Origin of the sequence: Lutimaribacter saemankumensis (assembly GCF_900100005.1) — a bacterium.
Taxonomy (GTDB): Bacteria; Pseudomonadota; Alphaproteobacteria; order Rhodobacterales; family Rhodobacteraceae; genus Lutimaribacter; species Lutimaribacter saemankumensis.
In genome coordinates this window covers 43937-65755 of the sequence record NZ_FNEB01000006.1, presented here as the reverse complement: position 1 = coordinate 65755, position 21819 = coordinate 43937, and the positions used below count along the sequence as shown (strand labels likewise).

General features: G+C 63.9%; 21 protein-coding genes. 7 read left to right on the top strand and 14 right to left on the bottom strand.

Features of this window, described 5'->3' with window-relative positions:
* Positions 1–10 precede the first annotated feature (10 nt).
* The 5 genes from BLT50_RS12070 to BLT50_RS12050 form a co-directional block, all read right to left on the bottom strand.
* On the bottom strand, positions 11–631 hold the full coding sequence (locus BLT50_RS12070) for a LysE family translocator (RefSeq protein ID WP_090028956.1): 621 nt from the start codon (positions 629–631) through the stop codon (positions 11–13).
* Positions 632–635: 4 nt separating this feature from the next.
* Positions 636–1190 (bottom strand): flavodoxin family protein, encoded by a 555-nt coding sequence (locus tag BLT50_RS12065; RefSeq protein ID WP_090028955.1) that lies wholly within the window; start codon positions 1188–1190, stop codon positions 636–638.
* Positions 1190–2776 (bottom strand): GMC family oxidoreductase, encoded by a 1587-nt coding sequence (locus BLT50_RS12060; RefSeq protein ID WP_090028954.1) that lies wholly within the window; start codon positions 2774–2776, stop codon positions 1190–1192. The genes BLT50_RS12065 and BLT50_RS12060 overlap by 1 nt, the downstream gene beginning before the upstream one ends.
* 52 nt (positions 2777–2828) lie before the next feature.
* A complete protein-coding gene (locus tag BLT50_RS12055; RefSeq protein WP_090028953.1) occupies positions 2829–3797 on the bottom strand; it encodes a Hint domain-containing protein in 969 nt (322 codons plus the stop codon).
* An 85-nt stretch (positions 3798–3882) separates the two neighbouring features.
* Positions 3883–4341 (bottom strand): Lrp/AsnC family transcriptional regulator, encoded by a 459-nt coding sequence (locus BLT50_RS12050; RefSeq protein ID WP_090028952.1) that lies wholly within the window; start codon positions 4339–4341, stop codon positions 3883–3885.
* Between the two features lie 143 nt (positions 4342–4484).
* Here BLT50_RS12050 and ald point away from each other — a divergent pair, with 143 nt between their 5' ends.
* Together ald and BLT50_RS12040 are read left to right on the top strand one after the other, a co-directional pair.
* Entirely contained in the window at positions 4485–5603 is a 1119-nt protein-coding gene (gene ald, locus BLT50_RS12045; protein ID WP_090028951.1) for an alanine dehydrogenase, read from the top strand.
* Positions 5604–5665: 62 nt separating this feature from the next.
* Positions 5666–6397, top strand: a complete 732-nt coding sequence (locus tag BLT50_RS12040; RefSeq protein ID WP_090028950.1) for an SGNH/GDSL hydrolase family protein — start codon at positions 5666–5668, stop codon at positions 6395–6397.
* On the opposite strand, the gene BLT50_RS12035 is transcribed toward BLT50_RS12040, so the two are convergent.
* Together BLT50_RS12035 and mscL are read right to left on the bottom strand one after the other, a co-directional pair.
* Positions 6382–7188, bottom strand: coding sequence for a mechanosensitive ion channel family protein (locus BLT50_RS12035; protein ID WP_090028949.1), 807 nt, complete (start codon positions 7186–7188; stop codon positions 6382–6384). The two genes, BLT50_RS12040 and BLT50_RS12035, sit on opposite strands and share 16 nt — an antisense overlap.
* 108 nt (positions 7189–7296) lie before the next feature.
* Complete coding sequence (mscL, locus tag BLT50_RS12030) at positions 7297–7728, bottom strand: large conductance mechanosensitive channel protein MscL (protein WP_090028948.1); 432 nt, start codon at positions 7726–7728, stop codon at positions 7297–7299.
* A gap of 149 nt (positions 7729–7877) precedes the next feature.
* Here mscL and BLT50_RS12025 point away from each other — a divergent pair, with 149 nt between their 5' ends.
* Positions 7878–8576 carry a glutathione S-transferase family protein gene (locus tag BLT50_RS12025; RefSeq protein ID WP_090028947.1) on the top strand — a complete coding sequence of 233 codons (699 nt, stop codon included), beginning with the start codon at positions 7878–7880 and terminating at the stop codon, positions 8574–8576.
* Positions 8577–8645: 69 nt separating this feature from the next.
* Here BLT50_RS12025 and BLT50_RS12020 read toward each other — a convergent pair whose 3' ends face one another.
* From BLT50_RS12020 to dgcN, 3 genes are all read right to left on the bottom strand, one after another.
* Complete coding sequence (locus BLT50_RS12020) at positions 8646–9509, bottom strand: D-amino-acid transaminase (RefSeq protein ID WP_090028946.1); 864 nt, start codon at positions 9507–9509, stop codon at positions 8646–8648.
* An 11-nt stretch (positions 9510–9520) separates the two neighbouring features.
* Positions 9521–10486: an N-acetyl-D-Glu racemase DgcA gene (dgcA, locus tag BLT50_RS12015; RefSeq protein WP_090028945.1), complete on the bottom strand. Its 966-nt coding sequence runs from the start codon at positions 10484–10486 to the stop codon at positions 9521–9523.
* 88 nt (positions 10487–10574) lie between these two features.
* On the bottom strand, positions 10575–11579 hold the full coding sequence (gene dgcN / locus BLT50_RS12010; protein ID WP_090028944.1) for an N-acetyltransferase DgcN: 1005 nt from the start codon (positions 11577–11579) through the stop codon (positions 10575–10577).
* Between the two features lie 323 nt (positions 11580–11902).
* On the opposite strand from dgcN, the gene BLT50_RS12005 reads away from it, so the two are divergent.
* From BLT50_RS12005 to BLT50_RS11990, 4 genes are all read left to right on the top strand, one after another.
* Entirely contained in the window at positions 11903–12859 is a 957-nt protein-coding gene (locus BLT50_RS12005) for an L-malyl-CoA/beta-methylmalyl-CoA lyase (RefSeq protein WP_090028943.1), read from the top strand.
* 135 nt (positions 12860–12994) lie between these two features.
* On the top strand, positions 12995–13984 hold the full coding sequence (gene deoC / locus BLT50_RS12000; RefSeq protein ID WP_090028942.1) for a deoxyribose-phosphate aldolase: 990 nt from the start codon (positions 12995–12997) through the stop codon (positions 13982–13984).
* A 4-nt stretch (positions 13985–13988) separates the two neighbouring features.
* A complete protein-coding gene (locus BLT50_RS11995; RefSeq protein WP_090028941.1) occupies positions 13989–16334 on the top strand; it encodes an aldehyde dehydrogenase family protein in 2346 nt (781 codons plus the stop codon).
* Entirely contained in the window at positions 16324–17859 is a 1536-nt protein-coding gene (locus BLT50_RS11990) for an AMP-binding protein (protein ID WP_090028940.1), read from the top strand. Before BLT50_RS11995 ends, BLT50_RS11990 begins: the two co-directional genes overlap by 11 nt.
* 139 nt (positions 17860–17998) lie before the next feature.
* Here the strand turns inward: BLT50_RS11990 and BLT50_RS11985 are convergent, their stop codons facing one another.
* The 4 genes from BLT50_RS11985 to lspA form a co-directional block, all read right to left on the bottom strand.
* Positions 17999–19312, bottom strand: a complete 1314-nt coding sequence (locus tag BLT50_RS11985; protein ID WP_175491468.1) for a M16 family metallopeptidase — start codon at positions 19310–19312, stop codon at positions 17999–18001.
* Positions 19309–20640, bottom strand: a complete 1332-nt coding sequence (locus BLT50_RS11980; protein ID WP_090028939.1) for a M16 family metallopeptidase — start codon at positions 20638–20640, stop codon at positions 19309–19311. Before BLT50_RS11980 ends, BLT50_RS11985 begins: the two co-directional genes overlap by 4 nt.
* Before the next feature lie 83 nt (positions 20641–20723).
* Entirely contained in the window at positions 20724–21248 is a 525-nt protein-coding gene (locus BLT50_RS11975) for a DUF3035 domain-containing protein (RefSeq protein ID WP_090028938.1), read from the bottom strand.
* A 50-nt stretch (positions 21249–21298) separates the two neighbouring features.
* Entirely contained in the window at positions 21299–21781 is a 483-nt protein-coding gene (gene lspA / locus BLT50_RS11970; protein WP_090029150.1) for a signal peptidase II, read from the bottom strand.
* Positions 21782–21819: the final 38 nt, after the last annotated feature.

Sequence of the window (21819 nt, the reverse complement as noted above, 5' to 3'; positions counted from 1 at the left end):
CCCGGACGGGTCAGTCCCACACGATCCTTGCGGCCAGCGCCGCAAAGATCACCGCCGAGACCTTGCCCATCACGCCCGAGGCACGGCCCACGGCCGCGCCCAGCCAGCCCGCACCGGCGCCATAGGCGCCGGTGATCACCAGGCCGGTCGCGATGAACAACGTCCCCAGCACGGCCATCTGTTGCCAGATCGGGCCGATTGCCGGATCGGTGAACTGCGGCAGGAATGCCATGATGAACAGCGCCACCTTGGGATTCAGGGCGTTTGTCACGAAACCGCGCCAGATCGCCCTGCCGGTGCGCGCGGCGCCCCGGCGCGGGTCTGGAGGAGGCGCACGCCACGCCTTGACCGCCAGCCACAAAAGATAGCCGGCGCCAAGATAGCGGATCACCTCATGCGCGTGCGGAATCGCCAGGATCGCGGCCGAAATTCCCAGCACGGCCAGAGTGACATGGAGAACGGACCCAAGGGCCACGCCGAACGCTGCGGCCATCCCCGCGCGCGGTCCACCCTGCGCCCCGCTTGCCATTGCGAACATGACATCCGCACCCGGCGTCAGGTTCAGCATGACGCCCGCCATCAGAAAGGTGGCGACCGTCGCGGGCTCCATCGCGGCAAGCGTAGCCAGCATGGCGCTACACCGACCAGCGGCGGGCGGCGCGGGCGATGCGCGCGCCGAACCTGTGGGCCGTCTTCAGATCGCCCGGCGGGATCAGTTGCGTCTTGTCGCGGTCGGACACCGCCCCAAGCCCCAGCCAGACGCCGCTTTGATTGATGTCGGGATTGTCCGGGTCGACCGGCGCGCCGATCTGGTCCTGACCAACCCAGACCATCCCGTGCTGCATCGCGAATGTCAGCATCTGCTGCAGGGTCACCAGCTTGTCGCCGCCCGGAAAGATCGCAACGGTGAACCCGGCGGCCAGCTTGTCGGCCCAGCGCTGTTCGGCCCACAGTTCACCCGTGGCGTCCATGAAGGTTTTGAACCCCGACGCGGCGCTGCCCATGTAGGTGGGAGAGCCCATGACGATCACGTCGGCCGCATCCAGCGCCTGCCAGTCGGTATCCGTCATGGACTCGACGTCGATCAGGCGGGCGTTGCACTCATTCTCGCCAAGGGCGCGTGCGATTTCCTGCGCAAGACGCCGTGTATGGCCTCGGCCGGAATAGTATGGGATCGCGACATTCGGCATCAGGCCACCCGCCCAAGGATCATGTCGGCCGCCTTTTCCGCGATCATGATTGTCGGTGAATTGGTGTTGCCGCTGGTGATCGTCGGCATCACGCTGGCATCGACGACACGCAAGCCGCCCACCGCGCGCATCCGCAATTGCGGATCGAGAGGCGCGGCGTCATCCGCGCCCATGCGAACGGTGCCGACCGGGTGAAAGATCGTGGTTCCTATATCGCCCGCCGCACGCACCAGATCGTCGGCATCGTCACTGGCGATGCCGGGTTTGATCTCGTCCGGCTGGTATTTCTGCATCGCCTCTTGCGCCATGATGGCGCGGGCCTGCCGGATCGCGGCGACGGCCACCTGCCGGTCGCCTTCGGTGGACAGGTAATTCGGCGCGATGCGGGGCGCGTCATGCGGATTGGGGCTGGCGATTTCGACCACGCCACGGGATTCGGGACGGAGGTTGCACACGCTGGCGGTGATCGCCGGGAAATCGTGCAGCGGCTCACCAAAGGCGCCCAGCGACAGCGGCTGGACGTGGTATTCCAGGTCGGGCGTTTCCAGATCGGGGCGTGACCGGCTGAAGGCCCCCAACTGACTGGGTGACATCGACATCGGCCCCGACCGTTTCAGCGCGTATTCCAGACCGATCATCGCCTTGCCCCACAGGCTGTTGGCAAGGGTGTTCAGCGACTTGCCATGCGCCAGCCGCCACGCGCAGCGCAATTGCAGATGATCCTGCAGGTTGGCACCGATTGCGGCCACATCGTGCCGCACCTCGATCCCGTGGCGCTGCAGCAGGCCACCCGGCCCGATGCCCGACAATTGCAGGATCTGCGGGCTGCCGATGGCGCCCGCGCTCAGGATCACCTCGGCGCGCGCATTGGCACGCTGCACGGTTCCCCCCTTTTCGAACTCGACCCCCACGGCGCGGCCGTCGCGCAGGATCACGCGGCGGGTATGGGCCTTGGTCACGACACGCAGCTTGTCGGTTTCAGCGGTGCGCAGAAACGCCTTGGCCGTGTTCATCCGCCAGCCCGAACGCTGATTGACGCGGAAATACCCCACGCCCTCGTTGTTGCCGGTATTGAAGTCGTTGACCTCGGGCAACCCCCATGCCGCGGCGGCGGCCTTCCAGTCATCGAGAAGATCCCAATGCAGGCGCTGGTTCTCGACCCGCCATTCGCCACCCGCGCCATGCAGATCGCTGGGTCCGTCGACATAATCCTCGGATCGTTTGAAATAGGGCAGCACGTCGTCCCAGCCCCAGCCTGCATTGCCCATTTGCCGCCAGCCGTCGTAGTCGGCCGCCTGGCCACGCAGATAGAGCATGCCGTTGATCGACGAACACCCGCCCAGCACCTTGCCGCGCGGATACAGCAGCGACCGCCCGTTCAGGCCCGGTTCTTCGGCGGTGCGGAAACACCAGTCGGTGCGCGGATTGCCGATGCAGTAAAGATACCCCATCGGGATATGCACCCAATGATAGTTGTCCTTACCCCCTGCCTCGAGCAGCAAGACCGAATGCCCCGCCTCGGACAACCGCTTGGCAAGCACACAGCCCGCGCTGCCGGCGCCAACAATGATGTAGTCGTGTTCCATCCGCGTCCCCCTTGCTTGCCGCAATCTGGGCGAAAGCGCGGATGAGTGCAATCTAGAGCAACGCCGGGGCGCGCGTGCTCTGACGCGCTGCCACACCTGTCACGATCCGCGCCTCCTGATATGTCAGGACCGGCCTCACGGTGCGATGGCCGGGGTCGGGCCCGTCGTCGCCAATCCATGACGGCACGCGCAACAGGCTTTCGCAGACCGCGCCCTCGGCAATCAGCAGCTCGTGCCGGTCCAGCATCAGGTGCACATACGTGATGTCGGCACAGGGGCGGAGCCGGACATTCCGACCGTCGACAAGCGCGCGGACCGGGATCAGCACCTCCTGCGCCGCGAACAGCAATTCCGACAGAACCGAATTCCACAGCACCATGTGTTGCTGCGAAAGGCGCAGCGGTCCCATGTTGCCCAGAACCCCAGTGGCGATTTCGACGGGGGCATTTGCGCCATATCCCTTGACGCGTCGGCGCCCCACCCACACGACGGGCCGGGCCCCGCGATCGAGCGTTATCACCGCGTCGCCCGGCTGGATATCGTCAACCCTGCGCGCGCCCAGCGGCGTTGCTATACGCGTTTCCGCCGCGAAGCAGACGAATTCATGCACATATGCCGCATTCTGATCCGTTGTGAAAAACTGTGGCGGAATGCCTCCGGTGAAGTTGTTGAAATACCAGCTTTGAAGATCGAAACCGGGCGTCCATACGACCTGCGTGAGGTTCCCGGACTGATCCAGCCCTTCGAACACGATGATGCCGCCGCCGGCTTCGGCCATGTCGGACCGCAACACTGTGGCATCCTCGATCGTCTGGGAACCGCCCGCGCCCCCGAAACTCAGATCATAGGTATCGCCGATTTCGAACAGACGGGGATCGGTGTCGCCGTCATTCGTCGTGACGACGAGGTTGATGGAAGATGTCGGCGGATAATCGAAATCCGACCTGTCGCCGCCACTGTTGACGTTCGACCCGGTCGAAACCGCGAATTCGTTATCCGCCGCAAAAATGCTGAATGCCATGATCCACACCCCTCGGCGGTGGATCGAACGCTGCCGCGTTTAACATCGCGCAAATTCGCGCCGGGAAAATACCGAAAATTGTGGCCTACACCGGCAAGGCCGTCGTGCTGATCACGGTGCGAAGCGCGAAACTCGACTGCATCTGCGTCACGCCGGGCAGGCGCGACAGGTGTTGGCGGTGGATGCGCGCGAAATCGTCGGTGTTCTCGGCAACCACTTTCAGGATGTAATCCGCGGTGCCTGCCATCAGGTGACATTCCTGCACGTTCGGGATGCGCGCCACGGCCTTTTCGAACGCATCGAGGATATCATCGGTCTGCCCGCGCAAGGTGATTTCGACATAGACGATACTGGCGACACCCATTTTTCGTGCGTTCAGCAGCGCCACGTAATCGCGGATATACCCATCGGATTCGAGCCGCTGCACCCGCCTGTGGCATGCCGATGGCGACAGGTTGACCGCCTCGGACAGTTCGGCGTTCGAAATGCGTCCCCGTTTCTGCAGGACGGATAGAATTCGCCGATCTGTCGGGTCCAGCGTCATTTTCGCAGATTCCTTCGATCTTGGCCGCCTTTGATCGAAGATTATTCACAAATTGCACCGTAGTGCGACCCAAATTTCAAACCAATTGCGCGCCAACTGCGACATTCTGTCCAAAATACACAAGTCCAGCAAAGGAGGCCCCAATGAAAATCGGTTGCCCGAAAGAGATCAAGCCGCAGGAATTTCGCGTCGGCATGACGCCCAACGCCGCCCGTGAGGCGGTGGCACACGGCCACGAGGTTCTGATCGAAACCGGCGCCGGGCGCGGCGCGGGCTTCGAGGACACGGATTATACCGATGCCGGCGCGCGCATCGTCGACACCGCGCAAGAGGTGTTCGCCACCGCCGACATGATCGTAAAGGTCAAGGAACCCCAGGCGCCCGAGCGCAAGATGCTGCGCGAAGGCCAGCTGCTGTTCACCTATCTGCATCTGGCCCCGGACCCCGACCAGACGCATGACCTGCTGGAATCCGGCTGCACCGCGATCGCCTATGAAACCGTTACCGACGACCGGGGTGGCCTGCCCCTGCTGGCGCCTATGTCCGAGGTCGCGGGCAAGCTGGCGCCGCAGGTCGGCAGCTGGACGCTGCAAAAGGCCAATGGCGGGCGTGGCGTGCTGATGGGCGGCGTGCCCGGCGTGGGCCCGGCAAAGGTTGTCGTGATCGGCGGCGGGGTTGTCGGCACACACGCCGCACGCGTTGCGGCCGGCATGGGGGCGGACGTGACCGTTCTGGACATGTCGCTGCCGCGGCTGCGCTATCTCGATGACACGATGCGTGGCGAGTTCAAGACCGCCTACGCCTCCAAGGGCAACACCGCCGATCTGATCGCCCATGCCGACATGGTGGTCGGAGCGGTGCTGATCCCCGGTGCGGCGGCACCCAAACTGATCAGCCGCGAACAACTGTCGACCATGAAACCCGGCGCGGTCCTTGTGGACGTGGCCATCGACCAGGGCGGCTGCTTCGAGACATCCAAAGCCACCACCCACGAGAACCCGATCTACGAGGTCGACGGCATCATGCATTACTGCGTGGCGAACATGCCCGGCGCGGTGGCGCGGACCTCGACCATCGCGCTTGGCAATGCGACCATGCCATTCATGCTGGCGCTGGCGGACAAGGGCTGGAAACAGGCCTGCGCCGACGACCCGCACCTTCTGAACGGATTGAATGTCCATGCGGGCAAGCTGACCTATTACGCCGTCGGCAAGGCGCTTGGCATCGACGTGACCTCGCCCCAGCTGGTCGTAAAGGGCTGACCGGGCTTGCCGGGCGCCGCGCCCGGCTTATCATCGGCCCTGCCTGATAGCGGAAAGGGCCGATGGCAGCACGCTATGTGAAATACGCGATTGCGCCGATGCTGGCCGCCCAGGGCCTTGCTCTGCGCAGGCGCGCGTTGCGCCTGCCCGAGCCGCCCGGCCCACGCCACGGATCAGAGGGCAAAGGGCCCGCCCTGTCTGTGCTGATCGCAGGCGACAGTTCCGCCGCGGGTGTGGGGGCGCCGCACCAGTCGCTGGCGCTGAGCGGTCAGCTCATCACCCGCCTCGCGCTGCGGGCGCGCGTCACATGGCGGCTTGAGGCACGCACAGGCGATACGACACGCGCCTGCAACACCCGCCTGCAAGCCTTGCCACCCGCGCGGTTCGACGTCGCGGTTCTGGCCCTTGGCGTGAACGACGTGACAACCGGCCTGCCCTGCCGTGTATGGCTGCGGCGGCAACAGGCACTGCACGACCTGTTGCGCGTGAAATTCGGTGTCAGGGCGATCTATGCCTCGGGCCTGCCGCCAATGGGTCAGTTTCCCCTGCTGCCGCGGAGCCTGAAATGGGTAATGGGCCACGAGGCGCGCCGGTTCGACGCAGCCTTGTCGGACCTTGCCGCAGCACAGCCTGACCTGCATCACGTTCCGTTCGACCTGCCCCTGGATGTCGACATGATGGCCGATGACGGGTTTCACCCCGGCCCTAAGATCTATGGCCTTTGGGCGGACGCGCTGGCCGAAAGGATCATGTCCGACCAGCGCATCCCAAGGCATGATCAGCCCGCTTTCTGAATCTCGACCGAATGCGGATACGGGATGCTGATGCCGCGGGCATCGAACGCCTCTTTCACGGCCTTGGTCATGGCGAACTTGACCTCCCAGTAGTCGGCCGCATTCACCCACAGTCGCGTTGTCAGATCGACGCTGCTGTCACCAAGGTTCGTCACCCGCACCCACGGTGCGGGATCGTCGTGCACGCGCGCATCGGCCTTTGCCAGTTCAAGGATGATGTCCATCGCCGTATCGGCGTTGTCGCCATAGTCGATGCCAAAGACCAGGTCGACGCGCCGTGTCTTGTGCGCCGAGAAATTGGTGATGATCGCACCCCAAGCCTGCCCGTTCGGCACGATGATCTGGACATTGTCCGGGGTGACCAGTTCGGTCACGAAAAGATTGAGATCCCTTACCGTCCCCGACGTTCCACCGATATCGACGAAATCGCCCAGCTTGTAGGGGCGGAACAAGATCAGCATGAACCCCGCCGCCAGATCGCTGAGCGTCCCCTGAAGTGCAAGGCCGATGGCCAGCGTCGCCGCGCCGAGAACCGCGACAAGCGACGTCGCCTGGATACCGAACAGTCCGAGCACCGCCACCAGGACCATCAGCAGGATCACCCATTTGATGATCGACGCCGCGAAATTTCCAAGGGTCGGGTCGATGCGCGGCGTAGCGTTCACACGCCGGCGGACCATGCCACTGACCATACCCGCGATCGTCCAGCCGACCACGAGTACGACAAGCGCCTTGCCCGCCGCGATAACAAGCGGTGTGTAGGCGCCAAGCTGTTCTATGATGTCCTGCATAACAATACCTCCTGTTCACGTCCCTTCTGCGACTGCCAGAGGCAGCCATGAACCGCAAGCAAAAGGCCCGCACGATGGCGGGCCTTTCCCTTGTTCAGTTCGGTCGACCTACTTTTTCAGCGCGTCACGAATTTCCATGAGGATATCCAGCTCGCTCGGCCCGGCGGGCGCCTCTTCTGCCGGGGCCTCTTCCTTCTTGGTTGCCGCGTCTTTCACCTTGTTGACGTAGCGCACCAGCATGAACACCACGAAGGCGATGATCAGGAAGTTGATGACCGCCATCAGGAATGCGCCGTATGCAAAGACGGCTGCCCCGGCCTCGCGCGCGGCCTCTAGGCTGGCGCCGTCGGGTACCTGGCCTGCCAGCACGACGTAATTGTTGGTGAAATCAAGTCCGCCGGTAAACAGGCCGATAATCGGGTTGATCAGGTCGCCCACCAGCGACGTGACGATGGCCGTAAAGGCCGCACCGATGATGATACCCACGGCCATGTCCATGACATTGCCTTTGGCGATGAAGTCCCTGAACTCTTGAAACATGTGTCCTAGTCCCTTTGTACGTTTTTGCACCTGTCTTGAGGGACCATTTGCGCCCCTGAATTAACCTTAACGGGATTTCTGAAAAAAATACCTGCTTTTTGTCAGGGGAATTTCCCCCTACGTTCCCCGCAAATGAAAGCGAGGCATGAATGACTTTTCCCGACGATTTCCCGATCACGCATCGCTGGCCGCCGCAGCATCCCGACCGTCTGCAATTGTATTCCTTTCCGACACCGAACGGGGTCAAGGCCTCGATCATGCTGGAAGAAACCGGCCTGCCTTACGAGGCGCACAAGATCACCCTGTCGGACGCGGACGTCAAAAGCGCCGAGTTCCTTTCGCTCAACCCCAACAACAAGATCCCGGCGATCATCGACCCGGACGGCCCCGGCGGGCAACCTCTGGCACTGTTCGAAAGCGGCGCGATCCTGATCTACCTTGGGGAAAAAACCGGCCAGCTTTTGCCGACCGACCCGGCGGCGCGGTATCAGGCGATACAATGGCTGATGTTCCAGATGGGTGGCGTCGGGCCGTTGTTCGGACAGCTTGGGTTCTTCTACAAGTTCGCCGGATCCGAGATCGAAGACCCCCGCCCGCGTGAGCGGTATATCAACGAGGCGCGCCGCCTGCTGAACGTCGTTGAAACCGCACTTGAAGGCCGCGACTGGATCGCCGGCGACTATTCCATCGCCGACATCGCGCTTGCCCCCTGGCTGCGCGCGCTGGATTTCTACGGCGCGCGCGACGTGGTGGGCTGGGCCGATCACCCGCGCTGCGTGGCGTATCTGGATCGTTTCCTGGACCGCCCCGCCGTCCAGCGCGGCCTCAACATCCCGCCTCGGGACTGACCCGGCCCTTCATCGCAAACACAAAGGGCGGCCCGAGGGACCGCCCTTTTTCACTTCATAGCAAGCGTATCAGATTGCGGCCTTGCGGCTTTCGTCCAGGTAAATTTCGCGCAGCCGTTTCGCGGCCGGCCCGGGCGTGCCTTCACCCAGCTTGGCGCCGTCGATTTCGATCACCGGAAAGACAAAGGTCGAGGCCGAGGTGATGAACGCCTCGTCCGCGCCCTGAGCTTCTTCGATGGTGAAGGGGCGTTCCTCGACCTCCATCTGCGCCTCGCGGGCAAAGCGCAGGACGGCGGCACGGGTAATGCCGTGCAGGATGTCGTTCGACAATTGCCGCGTGATGATCTTGCCGCCCTTGACGATGTAGGCGTTGTTGCTGGTGCCTTCGGTCACAAAGCCGTCCTCGACCATCCAGGCGTCGTCACAGCCGGCCTTCTTAGCCATCATCTTGCCCATCGACGGATACAAAAGTTGCACCGTCTTGATGTCGCGCCGGCCCCAGCGGATATCGTCGATCGAGATCACCTTGATCCCGGTCTTCGCCGCCGGGCTGTCGGCCAGGCCCGGCTTGTTCTGGGTGAACAGAACCAGCGTCGGCCGCGTGGTTTCGGCATCGGGGAAGGCAAAGTCGCGATCGCCCGGCGCGCCGCGCGTGACCTGAAGATAGATCATGCCCTCTTCGATGCCGTTCAGGCGCACCAGCTCACGGTGGATTTCCAGCAGGTCGTCGAACTGGTCGGGCTTGTCCATGTCCAGCTCGGTCAGCGACCGTTCAAGACGCGCCAGGTGACCGTCGAAATCGATCAGCTTGCCATCCAGCACGCTGGTCACTTCGTAAACGCCGTCAGCCATGAGAAAGCCCCGGTCGAAGATCGAGACCTTGGCTTCGGTTTCGGGCAGGTATTCGCCGTTTACGTAAACTGTGCGGGTCATGGGTTGTCTCCTTATCCCCAGAGGGCGGCACTCGGCGGGTGCACGCCGGCATCATCGAACAAAAGCGGTGCGTCGCGGTCTTCGGCCAGAAGGAGCGGCCCGTCAAGGTCCGTTACCATCGCACCTTGTGCAACCAGCGTCGCGGGCGCCATTGCCAGGCTCGATCCGACCATGCAACCCACCATGATGTCGTACCCTTCGGCCAGTGCCGCCTGCTTCAGCGCCAGCGCTTCGGTCAGGCCCCCGGTCTTGTCGAGCTTAATGTTCACCACATCGTACTTGCCCTTCAGCGCCGGCAGGCTTGCACGGTCATGGGCGCTTTCGTCGGCGCAGACGGGCACTGGACGCTCCATGCCGATCAGCGCCTCGTCCTCGCCCGCGGGCAGGGGTTGTTCGACAAGTGCAACGCCCAGCCGTACCAGATGCGGCGCAAGGTCGGCATAGACCTCAGCCGACCACCCCTCGTTGGCATCGACGATGATCCGGGCGTTGGGCGCGCCGCGCCGCACGGCTTCGAGACGCGGCATGTCGTCCGGTGTGCCCAGCTTGATCTTCAGCAGCGGACGATGCGCATTCTTGGCAGCTTGCGCTTCCATTTCGGCGGGTTCCGCCAGCGACAGGGTATAGGCGGTGATTTCCGGCCCAGGCTCGGGCAGGCCGGCCATTTCCCAGACCCGTTTGTTCGCGCGCTTGGCCTCCAGATCCCAGAGCGCGCAATCCACCGCGTTGCGGGCCGCACCGGCGGGCAGCAGGTCGTAAAGCGACTGACGGTCGAACCGTCCGGGCAGGCCTGCGATTTCCGCCTCGACGCTTTCAAGCGTTTCGTCGTAGCGCGCGTAGGGCACGCACTCGCCCCAACCAGTCACGCCACCGTCGCTGATGCGCACGGTCAGAACCTTGGCCTCGGTCCGCGATCCCCGGCTGATGGTGAACACCTGCGCCAGCCGAAAGACATCCCTCGTGACCTCAACCTGCATCGCATTGCCCCTCTGTCTTGCGTCTGTCATTCCGGCCACCGCCGGGCGCCGGGGGGCAAGCCCCCGAGCCTGCGGGCCGGTTGCGCGCTCAGCTCATCGTCATGAGCGCATCGACCAGCTTGCCGGCGCCGAACCGGAACGGATCGGTTGCCGGAAGGCCCAGCCGCGTTTCGATATCGGCCAGGTAGGCGCGCGCCTCGTCCTCGGCCATGTGCTGGGTGTTGATGGAATAGCCGACGACCTCGGCGGCGGGGTTGGCCACCCGCGCCAGCGTCGTCGCCATGTCGCGCACCGCCTCGAGGCTGGGCAATTGGTAGCCCGGCAACCCGCGCATATGTTCGCGCGTCGGTTCGTGACAGACGATCAGGGCATCCGGCTGGCCGCCATGCACCAGGGCCATCGTGACGCCAGAATAGGACACGTGGAACAGGCTGCCCTGCCCTTCGATCAGATCCCAGTGATCGTCGTCGTTGTCAGGCGTCAGCCATTCGATCGAACCCGCCATAAAATCCGCGATCACGGCGTCCAGCGGCACACCGTCCCCGGTGATCAGGATGCCGGTCTGCCCGGTCGCGCGGAAGGTCGATTTCATGCCACGCTCGCGCATCTCGGCATCCATCGACAAGGCGGTGTACATCTTGCCCACCGAACAATCGGTGCCCACCGCCAGGCAGCGCTTGCCGCGCCGTTTGATGCCGTTGGCGATTGGGTATTTCACCGACGGGATGCGCACATCGTGCAGCTTGCGGCCGGTAGCCTCGGCAACGGCGACCAGGTCGGGTTCGTCGCGCAGCAGGTTGTGAAGCCCCGAGGCCAGGTCGAACCCTTCCTCGAGTGCGGTGACAAGGATCTTTTTCCAGGCCTGGCTGATGATGCCGCCACGGTTCGCGACACCGATCACAAGCGTCTTTGCCCCGGCTGCCTTGGCTTCGGCCAGGGTCATGTCGGTCAGGCCCATATCGGCCTTGCAGCCTTCCATACGGAACTGCCCGACAGCGTTTTCGGGCCGCCAGTCCTTGATGCCCTGCGCCACCTTGGCAGCAAGTTGGTCGGGCGCATCGCCCAGAAACAGAAGATACGGCGTTTCAATCATGGCAATCCCCCTTCAGTTCGCATGTTAACAACAGTTTCGCGGATTCGCCGGGCAAATTGCTTCGTTTCTGCGCGTCCGCGCGCCCGTGCAGCGAATATTCTTCGAATTTAAAACATCAATGCCGAATAATCGTGCAAGTTTTCATCCTGCACGAAAAACAGGCAGCGCCTGGTCCGCGGATCGCGCCGGAAATCGCCGCGCGGTTTGCCTGCCCGCAACAGCCGCGAAAATGCTGCAGAGCAGAATCGCCTTGCGCGCCACCGCGCAAATAAATATCCCCCTACCCGACAATTGCGTAATTTCCTTACCCGAAAGGTGACAAGATGAGCTTTCGCACCCAACCCGCGCCCGTGGCCCGCCCCAATCGCTGCCAGCTGTTCGGCCCGGGCTCGCGCCCCGCGATCTTCGAAAAGATGGCCGCCAGCGCAGCGGACGTGATCAATCTCGACCTCGAGGATTCTGTCGCGCCGTCCGACAAGGACAGCGCCCGCCAGAACGTGATCGACGCGATCGGCTCGGTCGACTGGGGAAAGAAAACCCTGTCGGTTCGGATCAACGGCCTCGACACGCCATATTGGTACCGCGACGTGGTGGAACTGCTGGAAAACGCGTCGGAACGGCTCGACCTGATCATGATCCCAAAGGTCGGGTGTGCCGCTGACATCTACGCCGTCGATGCGCTCGTCACCGCGATCGAGGCCGCAAAGGGCCGCACCAAGAAAATCGGGTTCGAGGTCATCATCGAATCCGCCGCCGGCATCGCCCATGTCGAGGAAATCGCCGCCAGCAGCCCCCGCCTGCAGGCCATGAGCCTGGGCGCCGCGGATTTCGCCGCCTCGATGGGCATGGCCACCACCGGCATCGGCGGCACTCAGGCCAATTACTACATGCTGCATGAAGGCGCGAAATACTGGTCCGACCCGTGGCATTGGGCACAGGCGAACATCGTCGCCGCATGCCGCACCCATGGCGTTCTGCCGGTCGACGGCCCGTTCGGCGACTTCTCGGATGACGAAGGTTTCCGTGCGCAGGCGCTGCGCTCGGCCACGCTGGGCATGGTCGGCAAATGGGCGATCCATCCCAAGCAGGTCGCCCTGTCGAACGAGGTCTTCACCCCATCGGAAGAAGCCGTGAACGAAGCCCGCGAAATCCTTGCCGCCATGGAAGAGGCCAAGGCCAAGGGCGAAGGCGCGACCGTTTACAAGGGCCGGCTGGTCGACATCGCGTCGATCAAGCAGGCCGAGGTGATCGTGCGCCAGGCCGAAATGATCGCCGAGTGATCCTGGCCAAACCCGTTTCGAAAGGGCGCCCCGACGGGCGCCCTTTTTTCTGCAGCCTTACCGCCTGCCGCCACGGCCATGCTTGCCAACCGTTTGGGCGCGTGACACCCTTTCCGGGCTGAAAGGGAGGGAAGGATGCAGGCATCCGACACGATCACGCAAACGCAGCTTCCACAGGTAACGGAACCGCGCAATCCGGGCATGGAGCTGGATATGGACTGGGTGATGTCGGCCCGCGCCAACACCTCGGCGATCGAACGCCGCTGCGCCACCTTGCCCGGCCGCCGGAGCGTGAAAAAGGACTACCAGGCCGCTTGGCTGTGCCGCGCGATTTCCTGCATCGACCTGACGACGCTGTCGGGGGATGACACATCGGGCCGGGTCGCGCGCCTGTGCGCCAAGGCCCGTCAACCCGTGCGCGCCGACATCCTTCAGGCACTCGGGATGGAGGGGCTGACCGTCGGCGCGGTCTGCGTCTATCACGACATGATCGCCCCGGCGAAACAGGCGCTTGCCGGGTCCGGTATTCCCGTCGCGGCCGTATCCACCGGCTTTCCCGCCGGGCTGTCGCCCTTTCACCTGCGCGTGGCCGAGATCGAGGACAGCGTAAAGGCCGGCGCGGATGAGATCGACATCGTGATCTCGCGCCGCCATGTCCTGACCGGCGACTGGCAGGCGCTTTATGACGAAATGCGCGCTTTCCGCGCGGCCTGCGGGCCGGCGCATGTCAAGGCGATCCTGGCGACGGGCGAGCTTGGGTCGCTGCGCAACGTGGCGCGTGCCTCGCTGATCTGCATGATGGCGGGGGCCGATTTCATCAAGACCTCGACCGGCAAGGAAAGCGTCAATGCGACCCTGCCCGTCAGCCTGGTGATGATCCGGGCAATACGCGAGTTTCACCAGCGCACCGGCTATCGCATCGGCTACAAGCCCGCGGGCGGGATTTCCAAGGCCAAGGATGCGCTGACCTACCTTGCCCTGATCAAGGAAGAGCTGGGCGACCGATGGCTGCGCCCCGACCTCTTCCGTTTCGGTGCCTCCAGCCTGCTGGGCGATATCGAACGCCAACTGGAACACCACGTCACCGGGGCCTATTCCGCCAAGTGGCGGCATCCGATGGGATAAGCATATGACCGTGAAAGAAATCTTCGACAGCATGGACTACGGTCCCGCCCCGGAAAGCGTGGCCGAAGCGCTGGCCTGGCTGATCGATCAGGGGGACCGCTTCGGGCATTTCATCGACGGCGCGTTCACCGATCCCGGTGACGGGTTCGAAAGCCGCAACCCCGCAACCGGCGAGGTGCTGGCGACGTTGACGCAGGCCACGCAGGCCGATGTCGACGAAGCCGTTGCCGCCGCACGCAAGGCCCAACCGAAATGGGCGCGGCTGGGCGGGCATGGTCGCGCGCGCCATCTCTATGCGCTGGCACGGATGATCCAGAAACACGCGCGCCTGTTCGCGGTTCTGGAAAGCATGGACAATGGCAAGCCGGTCCGCGAAAGCCGTGACATCGACGTGCCGCTGGTGCACCGGCATTTCTACCATCACGCCGGTCTGGCGCAGCTTATGGACAGCGAATTGCCCGGCATGGTGCCGCACGGTGTCTGCGGGCAGGTGATCCCGTGGAACTTTCCGCTTCTGATGCTGTCGTGGAAGGTCGCCCCTGCGCTGGCCGCAGGCAACACCGTGGTGCTGAAACCGGCGGAATACACCTCGCTCACCGCGTTGCTGTTCGCCGATATCTGCCAGCGCGCGGGCCTGCCGAAAGGTGTCGTGAACATCGTCACCGGTGACGGCGCGGTGGGCGAAATGATCGTCGGCCATGACGGTATCGACAAGGTGGCCTTTACCGGCTCGACCGAAGTGGGCCGCGCGATCCGGCGCGTCACCGCCGGCCAGGCGAAGCCGCTGACACTGGAGCTGGGCGGAAAATCCGCCTATATCGTGTTCGACGATGCCGATCTCGACAGCGCGGTCGAAGGGCTGGTGGATGCGATCTGGTTCAACGGCGGGCAAGTCTGCTGTGCCGGCTCGCGCCTGATCGTGCAGGAAGGCATCGCGGACGAATTTCACGCCCGCCTGCGCGCCAGGATGGACAAGCTGCGCATCGGCGATCCGCTGGACAAATCCATCGACGTGGGCGCCATCGTTGACCCGGTCCAGCGCGACCGCATCGCGCAGATGGTGGCGGGATGCCGCGCCGGGACGGTCCATCAGGTGAATGCGCAACTGCCCGCGCAGGGCTGTTTCTACCCGCCCACGCTGATCACCGGCCTGGAACCCAGCGATCCGCTGATGCAGGAAGAGATCTTCGGCCCAGTCCTTGTTTCGACGACCTTCCGCACACCGGCCGAGGCAGTGGAGCTTGCCAATGACACACGCTATGGGCTGGCCGCCAGCGTCTGGTCGGAGAACCTGAACCTTGCGCTGGATGTCGCGCCGAAACTGGTCGCCGGTGTGATCTGGGTGAACGCCACGAACCTGTTCGACGCCGCCGCGCCCTTTGGCGGTATGCGCGAAAGCGGCTTTGGCCGCGAGGGCGGCTGGGAGGGTCTGCGCGCCTACCTCGCGCCCGACCGCAAGACGAAACCCCTGGCACGGATCGAGCCCTTCGCCGGAAACGGGGCCGACCCGGAAGGCATCGACCGCACAGCCAAGCTTTATGTCGGGGGCAAGCAGGCACGGCCCGATGGCGGCTACACCCGCGCGGTTTACGGCAAGAACCGCGCGGTTCTGGGCGAGGTGCCGATCGCCAACCGCAAGGACATCCGCAACGCGGTCGAGGCGGCAACCGGGGCCGCGGGATGGGCCAGAACCACCGGCCACGCCCGCGCACAGATCCTGTACTACATTGCCGAGAACCTGTCGGCCCGCGCAGACGAGTTCGCCCACCGCATCGACGCGATGATCGGCGGGCGCAAAGGCGCGGACGAGGTCGAAGCCAGCATCCGCCGGCTGTTCACCTATGCCGCCTGGGCCGACAAGTTCGATGGCCGGGTCAAGGGCGTGCCGCTGCGCGGTGTCGCCATGGCGATGCGGGCGCCCGTCGGCGTGATCGGCGCGTTATGCCCGGACGAAGCGCCCTTGCTTGGGCTGATCTCGGTCATGGGGCCGGCCATGGCGATGGGCAACCGCTGCGTTCTGGTTGCGTCCGAACCCTATCCGCTGGCAGCAACGGATCTCTACCAGGTGCTCGACACCTCGGACGTGCCGGGCGGTGTCGTCAACATCCTGACGGGCAGCCATGAGGAACTGGCCCCGACGCTTGCGCAACACGCAGGCATCGACGCGGTCTGGTCGTTTTCTTCGACCCCGCTGTCGACCCGGATCGAGGCGGACAGCGCGGCCAGCCTCAAACGGACATGGGTGAACGATGCCCGTGCCCGCGACTGGATGGGCCCCGCCGGTGAAGGCGCGGAGTTTCTGGAAGCCGCGACCGAGATCAAAACCATCTGGGTGCCCTATGGCGAATGACGCGTTTGCCGGCGACTACGACCGCCGCATTTCAAGAACCGAACTGGAACACCGCGCGGCCAAAGGCGCAGCGGCCCTGAACGCCGCCGGAATCGTTGCCGACACGCCCGTCGCCGTGATTATGCGCAACGACCTGGCCCAGATCGAGGTGATGCGCGCCGCGGCCCATGCAGGCGCGGTTATCGTCGCACTGAACTGGCACGGCGCGGCGGAAGAGGTGGCCGCAATCTGCGAAGATGCGGGCGCGCGCCATGTGATCGTGCACCGCGACCTGATCGGCGCTCTTGACCCCGCGCTGGAGGGGCGGCAGGTGATCGGCGTAACGCCCGGCCCGGCCCTGTGCGATGCCTATGGCATATCGGCTGACGCCGCGCAGGCTGGGGATGCGCCGGAATGGGCTGCGCTTGTCGATGCGGCCGAACCGGCGCCCGGACGCGAAATGATGCGCCCGCTTCTGCGCTATACCTCGGGGTCGACCGGACGGCCCAAGGGCGTGCGGCGCAACCGCACCGGCCCGCGCAAGGATTTCACCAACCTTTTGCTGCAGGTCGCCGACGAGATGATGGGCCTGCATCCCGGCGCAAGATTCTTTACCGCCGCACCGGTATATCACTCGGCCCCATCCACACTGACGAGCGCGGCCCTGGTCAGCCCCGGCGTATCGACCCTGCTGGCACCCCGTTTCGAGCCCGAGGATTTCCTTGCGACGATCGACCGCGAAGGCATCACGCATGTCTACCTGGTGCCGACCATGATGAGCCGCATGCTGAAACTCCCCGAAGAGGTGAAGGCACGCTACGATCTGTCCTCGGTCGAATTCGCCGTATCGACCGGATCTCCGTGGCCGCACGACCTGAAGCGCGCGATGATCGATTGGTGGGGCCCGGTGTTCTGGGAAAGCTATGGCGCGACCGAGATCGGGTTCATGACCATGGCCTCGTCCGCCGACGCGCTGGAACGCCCGGGCACGGCGGGGCGGATGCAGATGGGCGGGACGCTGATGATCCTCGACCCCGAGGGAAACGAACTGCCCCCCGGCGAAGTCGGCGAGATCCACGCCCGGATGGATGTATTCGGCGGGTTCGACTATTCCAACGATCCCGAAAGCCGCGCCAGTGCAGAAAAGCACGGACATTTCTCGGTGGGCGACCTGGGTTGGGTGGACGAAGACGGCTACCTGTTCATCACCGACCGCAAGAAGGACATGATCATTTCCGGCGGCGCCAATATTTTCCCGGCCGAAATCGAAGCCGTTCTGATGCGTGCGCCGTTCATCCGTGACGTGGCTGTCTTTGGCGCACCACACCCGGAATTCGGGGAACAGGTGGTGGCCGCGATAGAGCCCGCCGCCGGCTGGACACCGGAGGAGGCCCAGGTGATGGCCTTTCTGGAAGGCAAGCTGGCGCGAATGAAACAACCGCGCATCATCGACTTTCACGACCGCCTGCCGCGCGAGGACACCGGAAAGGTTTTCAAACCCCGGCTACGCGCCCCCTATTGGGAAAAGGCCGGGCGCAAGATCTGAACGAATTAGATTTATCGTGCGCGCCCTTGCAGGCGCGCGCCGGATATCTCGGCCCGTTCCGGGCCTCGGTGCCGAGGGGCGCTGCCCCTCGGGCTCCCCGGGATATTTCCGGCAAGAGGAAGACCGGGACCGGCGCGGTTCAGTTCGCCGCAGGCTCCAATCCTTCGGGCTGGCCGACGACGACGAATGTCAGGCGGTCGGGATCCAGCAGCTCTTGCGCGACACGGTTGATATCGTCCAGCGACACGGCCTCGATCTTTTCGTTGCGGGTGTCGATATAGTCGATTGGCAAACCTTCCATCTGCATCGCAACGATGATGTTCGCGATCGGGCCATTGCCGTCGAACCGCAGCGGATAAGCACCGGTCAGGTAGGTTTTTGCGTCCTGCAATTCCTCGGCGGTCACACCGCTATCGCGCATTTTCTGCCATTCATCGCGGATGACGCGAACGGCTTGGGCCACGCGGTCATTGGCCGAAGAAACAGCGCCTTGCCAAAGCTGCGCCTGATCCTTGTCCACAAGGTAGGAATAGACGCCATAGGTCAGCCCGCGTTTTTCGCGCACTTCCTGCATGAGGCGGCTTTCGAAGGAACCGCCGCCCAGGATGTGATCGAGGATGAAGGCGGCAAAGAAGTCGGGATCATCCCGGTCAATTCCCGGCTGGCCGAAGATCGCCACGGATTGCGGCGTGGGAAACGGCACTACGTGGGTGCCGCCATCGAGCGTCACCCCGGCCGGGCCGGGAAGCGGCGCGCCTGTCGCCGGAAGGTCGCCCAGAAGGGTGTCGAGCAGGATTGCGAGTTCTTCCGGCGTGATGTCACCGACGGCGCCCACATAGATGCGGTCGCGTGCAAGCGCGCCCTCGTGCGCGGCCAGCAGGTCGTCGCGGGTCAGGGCGCCCACGATTTCGACCGTGCCATCCTGCGGCATGCCATAGGGGTGGTCGCCATAGACCATCGCATCGAACTGTTTGCCTGCGATGGCGCGCGGGTCTTTTTCGTCCGACTGCAGGATCGACAACAGTTGGGACCGCACCCGCGCGACCGCGTCTTCGTCAAAGCGCGGGGCCACAAGACTGTCACGCAAGAGCGCCACGGCTTGATCGCGGTTTTCCGTCAGGAACTTGGCCGAGATCCGCACCGCATCGTCGGATGTGTCATACCGGAACGAGGCGGCCAGCGACTCGGTTGCCTTGGCAAAGGCGCGCGCGTCCAGATCGCCTGCCCCTTCTTCCAGAAGCGAAACCATGAGGCTGGTGGCGCCCTTCTTTTCCGGTGCATCGAGGGCGGCGCCTCCGCGGAACCGGATCTCAAGCGCGGTGAAGGGGATCGAATGTTCCTCGACCAGCCAGGCGGTGATGCCGCCGGGCGAGGTGACTTCCTGAATGGTGACTTCTGCGCGCGCAGGCAGCGCGGCGCATAACAGCACGATGGCCCAGACGAAACGGATCATTGCGTCACCTCCTCACCCATCAGGTAGCCGGTCACCGATGTCTTGCGATTGAAGACGTCGCGGGCGGCGGCCATCACGTCTTCGGCCGTTACGGCCTGCAGGACATCCGGCCAGGCTTGCACGTCTTCGACCGTTAGCCCCTGGGTCAGGGCGCGGCCATACTGGTTGGCAAGCGAATCCACGCTGTCGCGCGCGTATATCTGGCTTGCGCGGATCTGCATCTTGATGCGGTCCAGCTGCTCGGGGTCGACGCCGGTTTCCAGGAACTCGCCAATGACACGATCGAGCGCAGCCTCGGCGTCTTCCAGCGTCACGCCGGGTGCGGGCACGATGACAAAGTCGAATGTCGTGTCGTCGAGGGAAGTGCCGCTGTAATAGGCGCCGGTGAAAACGGCGACCTTTTCATCGAATTGCAGCTTTTCCGTCAGGACGCTTGTCGTGCCGCCCCCCAGGATTTCGGACAGGATCGACAGTGCCGCGGCCTTTTCCTGCGCTCCGCTGTCGCGTTCGGGTGCAAGGTAGGACCGGCTGACATAGGGCTGGGCCACGCGCGCATCGCGGAACACCATGCGCCGTTCGGACGTCTGGGGCGGCTCTTGCGGGCGGGCGCGCGTGGGCAGATCGGGATTGGCGGGAAGCGGGCCGTAATACTGTTCGGCCAGCGCCCGGACAGCGTCGGGCTGCACATCGCCGGCCACGACCAGGATCGCATTATTGGGCGCGTAGTAGCGATCATAGAACGCCCGCGCCTTGGCCTGATCCAGCGCCTCCATTTCGTGGCGCCATCCGATGATCGGCACGCCATAGCGGTGATTGAGATACTGTGCTGCATTCTTTTGCTCGCGGAAAAGCGACGCAGGATCGTTTTCCACACGCTGATTGCGTTCTTCGATAATCACGTCGCGTTCGGTGGCGATATCCTCTTCGGACAATTTGAGGTTCACCATGCGGTCCGCTTCCATCTGCATCATCAGATCAAGACGGTCGGCGGCGACGCGCTGGAAATAGGCCGTGTAGTCATAGCTTGTAAAAGCGTTGTCGGACCCGCCGTTCCGCGCCACCGTGGCCGAGAACTCGCCCGGGGCCAGTGTGTCCGTCCCCTTGAAAAGCAGATGTTCCAGGAAATGCGCCACGCCTGAACTTCCCGGCGGTTCGTCCGCGGAACCGGCCCGATACCAGACCATGTGCACAACGACCGGCGCGCGGTGATCCTCGATCACGACCACGTCCATGCCATTGTCGAGTGTGAATGTGGTAACGTCATCTCGTGCGAGCGCGGGATTGGCCAGCACGACCAGACCGAACATGAGCGTGAACAAACGCAGCATCGGCAGACCTCCTGAAGGTTTCATGCGATAACATACGTTGTCGCCACGGTGCTGCAAGCACTGCTGACGGGGATGTGAGCCGGTCAGCGCGTCGGCGGTGCCGATGGTGTCGGCACACCTACCCGGCGATACGCCTGGTTCGTCTGCACCGAGTCGAGCTTCTGGCCCTTGTAGACGTCGTTATACTTGTTCTTGACGAATATCCGCAGCTTCTGGAAACGGCCACGGCGCTGGCGGAAATCCTCGTCTTCCTGCGCCACGGTTTCGCGGATATTGCCGGGCACGCCATTGCGGCTGGCATGCTGCACCAGGGCGCCGTCGGATGCGGGAACGTCAGTTGCCTCGAGCGCGGCCGGCCGCCCACCCAGCGTTGCGACCGCATCGCCCAGCGGATTCTGATCGACAAGGTTGCGGCCGCCCGGCGTAGGTGCCGGCAGAGCCGTGTAATTATCCGGCGTCTGAAGAGGCTTTGTCGGGAGAATGGAGAACTCGTCCGGGCCGTTATCCGACGACCGGAGTTGCCGCAGGTCGATCTCGCGATCGCCTCGGGCACAGGCCGCAACCGCCAGAACCAGGACAATTCCAATGCTCGCGCGCGTGATCCGCATCGCCTCTCTCCGTCTTTGTACCCGAGCCATAGCCGATATCGCGCCCGGCGTCACGGGGCGTTTTTCGGTGCGTTCTTGTGACCCGTGAAAAAGATCAGCCCCATCGCGCCCGCGAAAACCGCGATGTCGGCCACGTTGAACGCATAGGGGTTTTCAAACCCGCAGCACGACATGTTCAGGAAATCCGCCACCGCCCCATAAAGCAAGCGGTCCACGACATTGCCAAGGGCGCCACCCACCATCAGACCCGCCGCGGCATAGCCCGCTGCACCCGGCGGATCGCGCCGAACCCACCACAGAACACCGCCGGCCACGCCCAGCGCCACCGCGATCAGAACCCAGCGGGTGATGCCAGACGGATCGCCGAGAAGGCCGAAATTGATCCCGTAATTCCAGGCCATCCGCAGATTGAGGAAGGGCGGCAACACGTCGATTTCGTGCAATGTGCGCAGATTCATCCAGTGGACGACCAGATACTTGGTCGCCTGATCCAGAAGGAAGGTCCAGAACCCTACCCAGAACACCAGACGCATGGCGCGTCCTCCTGCCTCTTTGCCCGCGCCCGTTGCCG

What these genes read in the sequence shown, in the direction of transcription:
- BLT50_RS12070 (WP_090028956.1), bottom strand. Translation starts at nt 631, where the DNA reads ATGCTGGCTACGCTTGCCGCGATGGAGCCCGCGACGGTCGCCACCTTT.
- BLT50_RS12065 (WP_090028955.1), bottom strand. Translation starts at nt 1,190, where the DNA reads ATGCCGAATGTCGCGATCCCATACTATTCCGGCCGAGGCCATACACGG.
- BLT50_RS12060 (WP_090028954.1), bottom strand. Translation starts at nt 2,776, where the DNA reads ATGGAACACGACTACATCATTGTTGGCGCCGGCAGCGCGGGCTGTGTG.
- BLT50_RS12055 (WP_090028953.1), bottom strand. Translation starts at nt 3,797, where the DNA reads ATGGCATTCAGCATTTTTGCGGCGGATAACGAATTCGCGGTTTCGACC.
- BLT50_RS12050 (WP_090028952.1), bottom strand. Translation starts at nt 4,341, where the DNA reads ATGACGCTGGACCCGACAGATCGGCGAATTCTATCCGTCCTGCAGAAA.
- ald (WP_090028951.1), top strand. Translation starts at nt 4,485, where the DNA reads ATGAAAATCGGTTGCCCGAAAGAGATCAAGCCGCAGGAATTTCGCGTC.
- BLT50_RS12040 (WP_090028950.1), top strand. Translation starts at nt 5,666, where the DNA reads ATGGCAGCACGCTATGTGAAATACGCGATTGCGCCGATGCTGGCCGCC.
- BLT50_RS12035 (WP_090028949.1), bottom strand. Translation starts at nt 7,188, where the DNA reads ATGCAGGACATCATAGAACAGCTTGGCGCCTACACACCGCTTGTTATC.
- mscL (WP_090028948.1), bottom strand. Translation starts at nt 7,728, where the DNA reads ATGTTTCAAGAGTTCAGGGACTTCATCGCCAAAGGCAATGTCATGGAC.
- BLT50_RS12025 (WP_090028947.1), top strand. Translation starts at nt 7,878, where the DNA reads ATGACTTTTCCCGACGATTTCCCGATCACGCATCGCTGGCCGCCGCAG.
- BLT50_RS12020 (WP_090028946.1), bottom strand. Translation starts at nt 9,509, where the DNA reads ATGACCCGCACAGTTTACGTAAACGGCGAATACCTGCCCGAAACCGAA.
- dgcA (WP_090028945.1), bottom strand. Translation starts at nt 10,486, where the DNA reads ATGCAGGTTGAGGTCACGAGGGATGTCTTTCGGCTGGCGCAGGTGTTC.
- dgcN (WP_090028944.1), bottom strand. Translation starts at nt 11,579, where the DNA reads ATGATTGAAACGCCGTATCTTCTGTTTCTGGGCGATGCGCCCGACCAA.
- BLT50_RS12005 (WP_090028943.1), top strand. Translation starts at nt 11,903, where the DNA reads ATGAGCTTTCGCACCCAACCCGCGCCCGTGGCCCGCCCCAATCGCTGC.
- deoC (WP_090028942.1), top strand. Translation starts at nt 12,995, where the DNA reads ATGCAGGCATCCGACACGATCACGCAAACGCAGCTTCCACAGGTAACG.
- BLT50_RS11995 (WP_090028941.1), top strand. Translation starts at nt 13,989, where the DNA reads ATGACCGTGAAAGAAATCTTCGACAGCATGGACTACGGTCCCGCCCCG.
- BLT50_RS11990 (WP_090028940.1), top strand. Translation starts at nt 16,324, where the DNA reads ATGGCGAATGACGCGTTTGCCGGCGACTACGACCGCCGCATTTCAAGA.
- BLT50_RS11985 (WP_175491468.1), bottom strand. Translation starts at nt 19,312, where the DNA reads ATGATCCGTTTCGTCTGGGCCATCGTGCTGTTATGCGCCGCGCTGCCT.
- BLT50_RS11980 (WP_090028939.1), bottom strand. Translation starts at nt 20,640, where the DNA reads ATGCTGCGTTTGTTCACGCTCATGTTCGGTCTGGTCGTGCTGGCCAAT.
- BLT50_RS11975 (WP_090028938.1), bottom strand. Translation starts at nt 21,248, where the DNA reads ATGCGGATCACGCGCGCGAGCATTGGAATTGTCCTGGTTCTGGCGGTT.
- lspA (WP_090029150.1), bottom strand. Translation starts at nt 21,781, where the DNA reads ATGCGTCTGGTGTTCTGGGTAGGGTTCTGGACCTTCCTTCTGGATCAG.